The 11,049-nt window shown below is 62.6% G+C and carries 6 protein-coding genes and 1 tRNA gene; 3 read left to right on the forward strand and 4 right to left on the reverse strand.

The window, feature by feature from the left end:
• Positions 1-6,171: DUF4347 domain-containing protein (locus tag GSQ90_RS31600; protein ID WP_210255032.1), on the reverse strand; the 6,171-nt coding region annotated here is incomplete at its 3' end.
• Positions 6,172-6,483: 312 nt separating this feature from the next.
• Positions 6,484-6,945 carry a sulfotransferase gene (locus GSQ90_RS31605; protein WP_210255033.1) on the reverse strand — a complete coding sequence of 154 codons (462 nt, stop codon included), beginning with the start codon at positions 6,943-6,945 and terminating at the stop codon, positions 6,484-6,486.
• Between the two features lie 346 nt (positions 6,946-7,291).
• Between GSQ90_RS31605 and GSQ90_RS31610 the strand changes: the two genes are divergently transcribed.
• The 3 genes from GSQ90_RS31610 to GSQ90_RS31615 all read left to right on the forward strand — a co-directional run bounded on the left by GSQ90_RS31610 (position 7,292) and on the right by GSQ90_RS31615 (position 8,977).
• A complete protein-coding gene (locus GSQ90_RS31610; protein ID WP_158818955.1) occupies positions 7,292-7,543 on the forward strand; it encodes a helix-turn-helix transcriptional regulator in 252 nt (83 codons plus the stop codon).
• A gap of 580 nt (positions 7,544-8,123) precedes the next feature.
• The gene (locus GSQ90_RS32760; protein WP_256366646.1) at positions 8,124-8,249 is read left to right on the forward strand and encodes a hypothetical protein; all 126 of its coding nucleotides are present in this window, start codon (positions 8,124-8,126) and stop codon (positions 8,247-8,249) included.
• A 437-nt stretch (positions 8,250-8,686) separates the two neighbouring features.
• A complete protein-coding gene (locus GSQ90_RS31615) occupies positions 8,687-8,977 on the forward strand; it encodes a flavin reductase family protein (protein ID WP_158818956.1) in 291 nt (96 codons plus the stop codon).
• A 282-nt stretch (positions 8,978-9,259) separates the two neighbouring features.
• Here GSQ90_RS31615 and GSQ90_RS31620 read toward each other — a convergent pair.
• Together GSQ90_RS31620 and GSQ90_RS31625 are read right to left on the reverse strand one after the other, a co-directional pair.
• A tRNA-Thr gene (locus GSQ90_RS31620) sits at positions 9,260-9,335 on the reverse strand.
• Between the two features lie 275 nt (positions 9,336-9,610).
• Positions 9,611-10,744, reverse strand: a complete 1,134-nt coding sequence (locus tag GSQ90_RS31625) for a flagellin (protein WP_158818957.1) — start codon at positions 10,742-10,744, stop codon at positions 9,611-9,613.
• Between the last annotated feature and the right edge of the window lie 305 nt (positions 10,745-11,049).

The raw sequence follows: 11,049 nt of genomic DNA on the forward strand, positions 1-11,049 counted from the left end.
CCCCGCGATCTCAATCGTCCCGCCATTCGTCGACGTTCCCTGCTGCGCCAAGCCGGTCGGCGCGACCGAACCCACAATTGCCGTCGCCGCCGTCGAAGCCGTGCTCGTCTGCGTCCCGTCCGCGCTCGTGTCCGTCGCCGTCAGATGATACGTCCCATCCGCAAACGTCGCCGTCGTCGCAAAGTCAAACGCCCCGCCCGCTCCCGCGACGCCGGAGCCAACCAGGGTCGCGCCGTTGTAAAGCTTGATCGTATCGCCGGACGCATCCCCCATTCCCGCGATCTCAATCGTCCCGCCATTCGTCGACGTTCCCTGCTGCGCAAGGCCCGTCGGCGCGAGCGAACCCACAATCGCCGTCGCCGCCGTCGAAGCCGTGCTCGTCTCCGTCCCGTCCGCGCTCGTGTCGACCGCCGTCACGCTATACGAGCCATCCACGAAAGGCCCAGGCGCCGTGATGTCGAACGTCCCGCCAACCCCCGCAGTCCCGCTGACCGTGGCGACCGTCGTCGCCCCGCTCTTGAACACAAGCGTGATCGTATCCCCGGACGCATCGCCCGTCCCCGCGATCTCAATCGTCCCGCCGTTGGTCGAGGTTCCCTGCTGCGCAAGACCCGTCGGCGCTACTGAGCCGACAGCGACCGAAAACGCCAGCGAGGCGGGGATTGTCGGATTCGATGAATTCGTCTCCATCGCCGTGAATGTATGCGCCCCGTCGGCAAAGTCGGCCGTCGTCGTGATGTCGAAAGTGTCGCCCGCGGTGACGATACCGGTTCCGACGATCGTCGTCGTGCTGCCGTCCGCGTAAAGGTTGATGGTGTCGCCCGAGGTCAATCCCGTTCCATCGAGCCGCACCGCGCCGCCGTTGACCGGCGTGCCGACCAAAGTCGTGATCTGCGGCCCGAACGCGGCGTCGACATTGGTGGTGAAAGAATTGCTATCGTTCGTATTCCCGCCAGCATCGTCGTTGAACGACCAAGTCAGGGTGCGCGCACCGTTGTTGGGGCTCACAGCCTTGAATTGCACTTCGTCGAGCGCATTCTGAAACTGCGCGGCGGTGGCGCCGCTGGCGCCTGTCAGCGTCAGCGTCGCGGTTTCATTGCCTGTGACAGTGATGGTCGTTCCCAGGATTGTGCTGCCCGACAGATCGGCGGAAGGGATAAAGAGCTCGTCGCCAGACAGCGATCCGCTGCTGATCGTCACCGTCGCGACCGGAGCGCCGCCGAGGGTGTTGTTATCGGCTACGGTCAGGCTGGAATCGGCTGTGACCGGGCCGCTGGTCGAGGTCACGGTCGGGGCAGGCGTGACCGCCCCGGCAAGCACGGCCGTCATAAACACGTCGAGCGCGCTGGCGCTGCCGGCGGCGCTCATTTGGCCGTTGGCGTCGATCACCGACCACGCGACGGTGCGGGTCTTGTCGGCGCCGAGATTGGTCGGATCGCCGGCGAAGCTATAGGTGACGCTCTGAAGCGCCGTCTGGTAATCGGCCGCAGTGGCGGGGCCGGACAGCGTCAGCGTGTCGCCGCTTTGCGTAGCGGTGATAGTGTCGCCGCCAAAGATCTGGGTGTCCGTGCCATTGTGGAAGGTCAGCGTGTCGCCGGAGAGGTAGCCCGAGCTAATGGTCACCGTGGCGCTGTTGATGTCGGCGCCGGCCGGATCTGTGACCGTGATGCCGCCGTCGAGCGTCGCCGCGGCGCCGCCCTGGTAGAAGTCGACGGCGCCGCCGGTACCGCCGATGACCGGCCCCTTGACCAGGCCGATATCGAGCGTGCCGGTGGTGTCGTCGCCAGGATAGCCGGCAACGGTCGGATGCGGGCTGTCATAAGCGATGACGATGGGATTGGTGACGACAAAGCCGCCCGACAACTGGCCGTAATTGCGGCCGCCCAGATAATCGTCAGGCGTGGCGTCGACCACCGACGATGCATTGGAATAACCGCTCGGCAGAGCGTTGATCCGCACATAATAGCTTCCGGCCGCGAGGCCCGTGAGGTCGTAAACGCCGCTGCCGTTGGTCGTAACGGTTCCCATCAGGGTGTTGGTCGCGCTGGCGAACACCGAGACAGAGACGCCGCTGATCGCACTGTCGCCGGCGTCGAGCAGGCCATCGGCGTTGGAATCGTCGAAAATCTCGCCGCTCAGCGTCAGAGAGTCGAGCGTGACGGTCGTCGTTGGGATTGTGACGGTCGTGAAGTTCCCGGTTACGCTGCCATTGGTATAGGTCGGGTTCACAATGAGCTGATCGCTCTGGGCGTTGACCGTGGCCTCCCAGCTTACGGTGACCGCGTCGCCGACCGGTATCGCGCTGATCTCGACGTTGGACAGGCTCTGCGCGAGGGCCGCGACCGTCCCGGTCGCGCCGCTGGTCTCGCTGACGTTGCCGCCATGCGGGTCGGTCGCGGTGGCGACGACATCCAGCGTGTCGCCGACGTCGGCCGCCGTCGCCCGATAGGTCTGGCCGGTGGCGCCGGAAATGTTCACGCCGTCGCGCTGCCACTGATAGGTGATCGTGGCGTCGCTGTTATCGGTGGTGGGAGTCGTCGCCGTAAGAACTTGGCCGACCTGGGCCGTCCCGCTGACGCCCGGCGGCGTCACGGTGAGATTATCGGCGACCGCTGCCGCGGTCGCGGCGCTCGCCACGGTGTCGACCAGGCCGTCGCTGTAGACCGACGTCTCGACGACGCGGAGCGTGGCGCCGATCTGGGCCTCGGTCAGCGTGAAGCTGGACGAGTTGGCGCCGGAGATATCGACCCATTCCCCGTTCGAGAAGGCTTCCTGCCACTGGAAGGCGGCGCTGGCGCCAAGCGCGGACGCGGACAGCGTAGCGCCTTCCGTGTCGGCGCCGAGGACGGTGGGCGTGCCGAAGGTCGGCCCGGTCGTCGGCGCCGTCGCGGACGGCGACGCGTCGCCGTAACCATTGCCGGTGACGGCAAGCGCAAAGTAGCCGCCTGTGTTGCTGGGTGTACTGTTGTTGTTTGCCAGAAAGGTCTCGACTTGCTGGCCGCTATCATCGCCCGGGCCGCCGTAGAGGCTGAGCACGCCGGCGGTCCCCGTCTCCGCGGTGAGATTTATTGCATCCGGCGTATGCGTATCCTCGTCTTGGGTTATTTCGATGTCGTCGCCGTTGGTACTGTTTATCTCGCTCTGAGGAACACTGATTGTATTCTGTTGGCTAGCGACGCTGCCGCCTATCGTCAGATCGAATGCATAGGAGTTGACCGCGCTATGGTTGGGGCCGGGTTCGACGTAGATGCCGACCTGCAAGGCCCCTTTTAGTGCGGCCGCGCTGCTTGGATCCTCGATGGTGTTACCGATCACGGTCGCATTCAAGGTACCGGCCGCGTTGCCAGTGGCGGCCAGGCCGCCTTGGAACTCGATGCCGTTGGTGGCAAATTCATAAATGTCATTGTTGGCCACCGTGGCGTTCATCGTGCCGCCGTTGAACTGGACCCAGAGCCCTATGCCACCCGAGGAGCCAAAGCCGTCTGTTGTCGAGGGGTTGTGAGTTCCCGCCGCGGCGCCGATCGTGTTGCCGCTGAAAGTGAGGTTGAGTGTCGCGGTGGTGGTGGGGGAACCGGCTTCGTCGTTGGCGACGATCACGGCGCTGCCGTTGGCGCCGGTGAATGCGTTGTTCTCGATGTCGAAGGTGCTGGTGGTATTGGAGACCGAACTGGCGATCGCCTCGACAATGCCCGAGCCGCCGTCGCCGCCCGATCCGCCGAGATCGTCGCCAACGGTATTGCCGGTGAACGTGAGATTGGAGCCGACCGCGGCAGTGCTGTTGACGTCGAAATAGAAATTGCTGCCGCTGGCGACCCCGGTCCAGGTGCTGTTGGTCACCGTGGCGTTGATGATCGAGATGCCGTCCGGATCGATGTAGACATTCTGATCGCCGGTCGTCGCATTGTTGTCGCGGAACGTGTCGCTGTTCAGCGTCAGGTCCAGCGAGCCGCTCCAATCGAACACGTCGACGTTGTCGTAATAGCCGCCGCTGATGGTCGAGTTGGTGATCGAGGCGACGCCGGTAATGCCGTTGACGACGCTTTGCCCAGTATATTCGCCGCTGCCGAAGACAACGCTGCCTTCGCCGACTGCGCTGCCGTTGGCGCCGTTGACCACCGTGTGGTCCATACTGAAATTGGTGACGATCGTACCATAGATGCCGTCGTAGGCCAGACCGTTGAGCTGCATATAGGCGATCGACACATCGGCCGTATCGTTCAGATAGATGCCGGCGCCGCTGGTCGCGCTGCTGCCGGTCTTGTTCTCGATGGTCCCGCCTGAGCCGGCGGTCGAGCCGTCGCCGGTGACGGTCAGGCCGCCGCTAAAGCCGGTGCTGTCGAGGATGATGCCGTCGCCGGAACTGCCAGTGCCCGTGCCGTCCGAGATAGATTTGAACGTCACACCGCTCGAGCCGATGGTGGTATTGGCGATGTCGAGCGCCGTGCCCGACGTTGTATCGAGGGTGTTGCTGGCGCCGGTGATGTTCACCGTGCCGCCATCGGTCAACAAGATGCCTGTTCCCGAGCCGGTGCTGACGACGATGTTGGACATCGTCAGCGTACCAACAGTGCCATCAGCAACGATGCCGTCGCCCGAACCAGTGTCGGTGATATTGATGCCGCTGATCGTGTTGCCCAAATAAGTTGGCGAGTTGCTGGTGTTCAGCGCCACCGCGTTGCCGCTTGACACCGTAAAAGTCGTGCTGCCGCTGCCAGCGCCGATCAGCTGTTCGCCGCTCGCCAGCGTGATGCCGCTGCCCGAATAGGTCCCGGCAGCGACCGTGATCGTGTTGTCGACGCCGGCCGACGAATCGGCCGCGGCGGTGGTGACAGCTTTCTCGATCGTTTTGAACGGGCTTGCGGCCGTGCCGGTTCCGGCAGTGTCGCTGCCGGTGGCGCCGTTGACGTACCAGTCCGGCGCGCTCACGGTCAGCGTCACGGTCGCGGTCTGATCGCTGTTCCCTGCCGCGTCATGCGCGGTATAGGTGAACGTCGCCGTGCCGGAATATCCGGTGTCGGGCGTGTAGGTGAAGCTGCCGTCGCTGTTGAGCACGACCGTGCCGTGCGTCGCGGCGTCGCTTTGCACCAGATTGGTCGCGGTCAGCGTATCGCCGTTGAACTCGATGTCATTGGCCAGCACGCCATGGACGGCGCTCTCCGTAATCGGCGTATTGCCAACAAGCGCATAGGAATCGCTGACCGCGATCGGCGTGATCTCCACCGAATTCGCGACCACCGTCAGACCGTTGGCGGTCTCGCTGAACGCAACGCCGCTGGCCGCGCTAGCGCCCGTATTGGTGAGGGTGACCTCGCTCGTCACCGTATCGCCCGGGCTGACGCCGCCGTCGCTGTCGGCGTCGAATGTCAGCGTGGTGGTGATCGACGACGCCGTCACCGTCGTATTGGCGAGCAATCCGTCATAATTGGCCAGCGCGGCGGCGGTGAACGGCGTGTCCGCGTCAATCGCGCCGGTCGAGGCGTCGAGCGTCCAATTCTCGAAAGTCCCGTTGGTCGTGTGCAGCGTCCCGATATCTTGGCTCGACGCCGCGACATGGGCGCCGCCGGCATAGGCGGAGAGATCGGCAATGAATTGCTGGCCCCCGGCGCCCCCGGCGGTATCGCAACCATAGAGAAGAATATCGCCGCTCGGCGCCAGCGATTTGCCGATCGCCGCGAGATATTGCGCCTCGCCGGCGAGGTTGGAATCGGTGAGATTCAAGGAGCCGACCGTGAACTCGCCCTGCTGGCCGTGGCCGACGATCGAGATCGACGAGAGATGGGTGAGATCGTTGGCGGCGAGGATGTCGGCGATCTGCTGCAGGCCGTCCTGGTTAGAATTGAGGACGTAGACCTGTTCGCCGGCCTTGACGCCGCTGAGGAGGTCCTGCAGGTCCGGAACCTGCGCGTCGATGAAAACGACCTCGTGGATGGGCGAATCGTTCTTCGGAGCGGGGCTCGCTGTCGCGGCGTCGAAATTTGCATGATTGCCGCCAAAGACCGGCTGGACCGGCGCGGCTACGGACGTCGCGGGCTGATAGCCGAGCCACGCCTGGTGATTTTGTCCCGCGGTCGGATTCGAATGATCGCCGCCGAGCCCATCGTGATGATGGTGAGCCGCCGCCGCGGTGGCGGCTGCCGCGCCGTCGTACATGATGCGCGGCTCAAGCGGCATGAAGCCCACCGCGCGTCGAGCGCGGCGGCGCGGCGGCTTATACCCCCCATCATTGAAGATGCTCAAGTCCCTGCCCCCGCCACTGCGAACCCGCCGCCCCCCCGGTTGGCTCGCTTCTCATTCGTTCGACGACTTTATTTAAGCTTCATGGGACGGAGGTGAGGTCGCCTTCCCGCGTTGGCCTCACTTTTTTAACCTACCATCCCCCGCCGCGAATACAAGAAGGGGTTAAAAAGTGGTAAATAATACTCGCAGAGAGCGGAAAATCGTAGCGTATTGAGGCTCGCTAAAATTCAGGATTCGACGCCGAATTCATTCAGGAGCGGTCCGAGCTGGCCAGCGTGGGCGCGCCAGCCGCCGACCGAATCGCGATAGATTGGCCGGCGCACCTGAGGTCGTGACGGCTCGGCGCGTTTCGTAAAAGGCGCTGCAGCGCTCGTCCCATTCGAGACCGCAATAGGCGACGAGGCGGCGCGCCTCAGCCGGGAAATCCGCGACCGGCGCCTCGTATTGGACCTCGAGCATCGCGCCCTCGGGAAGCACGGAACGCCAATGGGCCATGAGTTCGGCATAGGCCCGGTAATAGCGGCCGAGCTCGGCAAGGTCGCAAGCAAAAGGCAGATCGCCGCCAAAATACCTGAAAAAGCACGACAGACAGGCGCCGGCCGGGTTCCGCCGCACATGGACGATGCGCGCGTTCGGCAGCGCGGGACGGCTAGGACAACGAATCGCGGCCAGACGCTTCTGGACACGAGATTCACCAGGCTGGCGCATGACCTGGTCTCGCAGTTTCGAATTGTGTGCGAGAGATTTTTAAGGCCGCTAAGCGCTGTTCCAAAGGAGCGGGCTTTACAATTTGAGCCTGGGACAATTTTGACGCAAACATTGAGGTCATCGGGGAGCCTCGGCGTCCCGATTGTCACAAAACTTAATATCATCGGGCGCGACGATTGATGCGCACCTCTGATATTGAATTGCCGTCGCGATGATAGCCCCCCAGCCCGTCGCGGCCTGGGCCGCCGCGGACAATCAGTACGTGGCGGCCCGCCTGCGCCTGCGCCATCGATAAGCCCGGCGCTACGAATACGAGGGCCCCCCTGCGACTCAAGGAGGCGACGAGATGACCATTGCGCCTGCGCGGATCAAGGCCGCGCGCGGCGTCTTGGGCTGGACTCAAGCCGAGTTAGCCCGCCGATCCAACGCACCCAGTTCCGTCATCGCGCTTCTTGAAACCCGCAAGCGGTTGCCGGCCCCAGCAGTTCTTGATGACCTCAGGAGCCCTTTGGACTCCTTCGGAATCAAGTTCGTCGAAGGCGAATCCGACGTGAAATTACCGAGGGGCGATCATGAGAATGCGGCCCCGGCGGTCTGACCAAGAGCGCCAAAGCGCGACGACATTCTATCTCTGCCTCGTCGTCGTCGCATTGAGCAGCTTGCTCGCTGTCGCTTTGGCTCAGCGTTTTTGGTGATGGCTGAATATGCGTGCTCGAGCGATCCGAATGCCGATTTGAATCGACCAGCCTCTCAGGACCAAGACAGCTCGCAGAGCCGGCAAACCGCTACGTGCGCTGGCGAAAGCAAATTGCGAGCCAACGCGCACAAGCCAGATCGCGCACCGCACCGCTTACGCTGGGATTGGCCTATCGTACGCGATTTAGTCGCGCTGTAATCGAGAGCGGCTAAGCGTTTCTAACTAGAAATGCAGCGTAATTTTTTTCCATTGATCGAATTGCGCCACATATTGGGGCGGTACGTGAAGGGGGTTGCATTTTGTCACTGCGCGCACCGCGCTATCGGCGTAGGGGCGCCATACGGGATCTATCGGAGGATTCACGAGCCGGGGCGCCGTTGCGAGCGAGCCGTCGACTTTATGGACGACCCTAATTTCTGCGCCATATTTTTCGCCTGAAGGGAGGTTCGCCGGCGGCGTCCAGCATCTCAGATATGAGGCGATGAACCAATTCTCGAGCGCCGGGTCCCGCGCCGCCGAGATCGACCTCGCCAAGGCGACATTCGTCGGAGTGGTCGACGCTTTGTTGTCCTTGTCCGGGCTTGGCGGCGCTGAGGCGACCGCCTGATTTTGGCGGGGACTTTGGGTCTCCGATTGCGCCACAGCAGTCTGCCCCGCCTGCGCGAGCGCTGTGGGGTCAATGTGATGCGCCCCCGACCCACCGGACCCGAAATAGCCAAATAGACAGAAACCGATCAAGGCTGCAACGGGCAACGCGACAAACAGCCCAGCGTATCTCGGACTGCGCGCGATCAATGTCGCGAAGGCCGCGATGGGGCCAAGTGAGATCAGAAGTTTGGCCGGCGAAGCTTTCTTGCGCGATCTGAAGCCGGAATTCGGCGGATGACGTGCAGCCAATTCGCATTTCCTTTCTCAACCAGGCATTGAGTCGCTCTCGCCGCGCTCATGCGAACGCAGGCCGCTCAGAACTTGGCGCTCCGGCGGGCTCGGAACGTTCCGGATGCGAGTTTCATCCGGAGAATTTGGACTCCATTCGTTTAAAAATTGGCGCCTAAGATCGAGCGAAGGCGTTCTCGGGCATTTTCATCGAACGGCGACACCGACAAATTCGCGAACATCGATCACGATGTCTTCCATACGGGCGCGCCGGCGCTCAGCGACGGCCTGACCTGGTTTGACTGCACGGTACATCGGGTCGACGCGGGAGACCCCATGGTTCTCTTCGGACGCGTCGAAGCTTTTGCTGCAACCTCGCTAAAGCCGCTCGCATTTTGCCGGGGGCAGTATGCCGAAGTGAAGGCTCCGCGGCCCTCACTTCGCACTGTCAAAGGTTGACGATGCAACATCCGCAACGGCGATCGCCGGCATTGAACTCATGCATCGGATCAAAAAGAGTCAGTTCAAACTCGGCCAGCTTCGCGCCAAGAGCAAAACCGCACCTGAGATTTGGAATGCGGCGCTCACCGCGTGATCGCCGATGACTTCCAAGCCGCGGATCGGCTCGACCTCCAACGTTTGCGCCACAACCTCGGATCCCGCGATGGTCGCCATGCGGTCGCTCGTGGCGACATCACGTCGCAGCGTCAATCAAATTATATCGTATCTATTTGATTTTGCTGGTGCCGCAAGAGGGATTCGAACCCCCGACCCCCTCATTACGAATGAGGTGCTCTACCAGCTGAGCTATTGCGGCATTCCAATGGGTTAGCTTCTTTTGGAGCTATGCCCAGGCGCTTCATAGGCGCCGACCTTAATTAAGGCGACGCGGACGCGGCCTTATAGGACAATGCTGGACGGGTCGGCAAGCCTTCAAACGCCGCTCGGCGCTGCGATCTCCGCTTGGTATGGAAGAAACGATTGACGCAGGACGCCTGCCGCCGCTTAGAGCCCGATCGTGCTGGCGGCGGAAAGGACTCCGCCGGCCGTAATCGGCAGAACCCCAGAACCCTCCGCCCTGCCCCACTAAGACTACTGGAACAGTTTCAAGATAAGCTGGCTGCTCTGGTTGGCGATCGACAGCGACTGGACGCCGAGCTGCTGCTGCGTCTGCAGGGCCTGCAGGCGGGTTGAGGCCTGGTTCATGTCGGCGTCGACGAGGGCGCCGATGCCGGTCGTGTAATTGTCCGACAGCGCGGAATTGAAAGTCGCCGCATTGGTCAGGGTGTTGGTGATGGAGCCGATGATCGAGGAATAGCTCGTGATCGCCGTCAACGCCGCGCTGACATCCGTCATCTGCTGAGCCGCCGCCGTCGTGCTCGTGACGATATTCGTCAGGTTAGTCGTGCCCTGGGTGAACAGACCAGCCGCTGGCGTCGTCGTGACGCTGACGCTGAGCGAGCCGCCGCCCGTTCCCGCAAGAGCGATCGTGGTCGCATTGCCGTTGGCGTCGAGACCGCTGTAGGTGGTGGTGGTGGTCACGCCGGAGAGGCTCTTGGAGGAGACCGTGGTGGAATCCGCGGTTGTCGTGATCGCGTCGACGCCATAGCTGGCGGTGTAGGTATTGGCGACGAGAGCCGCGATGCCGGCGATGGTGGTGGCGTTGGTCACATTGGGTTGCACGGTCGTCGATGCGACGCCGCCGGTACCGGTCAGAGCCTGCGCCGCCAACGAAATGGTGTCGAAGCTGGCGACGCCGGCGCCGCTCACATTATAGCCGGAGACAAAGCTCAGCGCGCCTGTCTGGCTACCGTCGAGCAAGTTGACGCCGCTGTACGAGGCGCTGTTGACCGCCGAGGTCAACTGCTGGCCGAGCGACTGCAGGGTGGTGTTGAGCGTGGCGATCGTGGCGCTGTCCGAACTCGGATTTTCCGCTTCGCCAAGAACGGTCTGGATGCTCTGGATGGTGGTGATGACATTGTTGATCGCCGCTGTCGCGGCGCCCAGGATCGACTGGCTCTGGGCGATCGAATCATTGACCGCGCCAAGGACGCCGGTGTCGGACGACATGCTCTGGGCGATCGACCAATAGGCCGCGTTGTCCGACGCGCTAGCGACCTTCAAGCCGGTGGAAATCTGATTCTGGGTCGTCGCCAGATTCTGCTGCGTCATATTGAGCGACTGCAATGCCGTAAGGGCGGCTGAATTTGTAAGAAGTGAAGACATGGATGGCTTCCCCAGACCCTGAATGACTCGCGCTGGCGCCGCGAATCGGCTTGACGATCTAAAATCCCGGCTCTTCGTTTTTCCTGACGTTCGCACGGCCCGATCCGGCGCGCGGCGTCAATGTGTCGATCCGGCACACCTGTTATTGGTTATTAACCTTAATACTTGGTTAATTTGGGGTTTTTGCCGTAACGCGCCGCAACATTTCTGCGCTCGGACCGATTGGGGCGCCCATCGCCGTCGCCCGCCGGGGACGGAGCGAGAGGAAGCGGCATTTTCATTTCTGAAAATAGGAATTTATGCTA

Source organism: Methylocapsa sp. S129 (assembly GCF_009765995.1).
Lineage (GTDB): Bacteria > Pseudomonadota > Alphaproteobacteria > Rhizobiales > Beijerinckiaceae > Roseiarcus.

Excerpts from the sequence above, each read along its gene's own strand:
- GSQ90_RS32760 (WP_256366646.1), top strand. The coding sequence starts at position 8,124 with ATGAACCAATTCTCGAGCGCCGGGTCCCGCGCCGCCGAGATCGACCTC.
- GSQ90_RS31625 (WP_158818957.1), bottom strand. The coding sequence starts at position 10,744 with ATGTCTTCACTTCTTACAAATTCAGCCGCCCTTACGGCATTGCAGTCG.
- GSQ90_RS31605 (WP_210255033.1), bottom strand. The coding sequence starts at position 6,945 with ATGCGCCAGCCTGGTGAATCTCGTGTCCAGAAGCGTCTGGCCGCGATT.
- GSQ90_RS31610 (WP_158818955.1), top strand. The coding sequence starts at position 7,292 with ATGACCATTGCGCCTGCGCGGATCAAGGCCGCGCGCGGCGTCTTGGGC.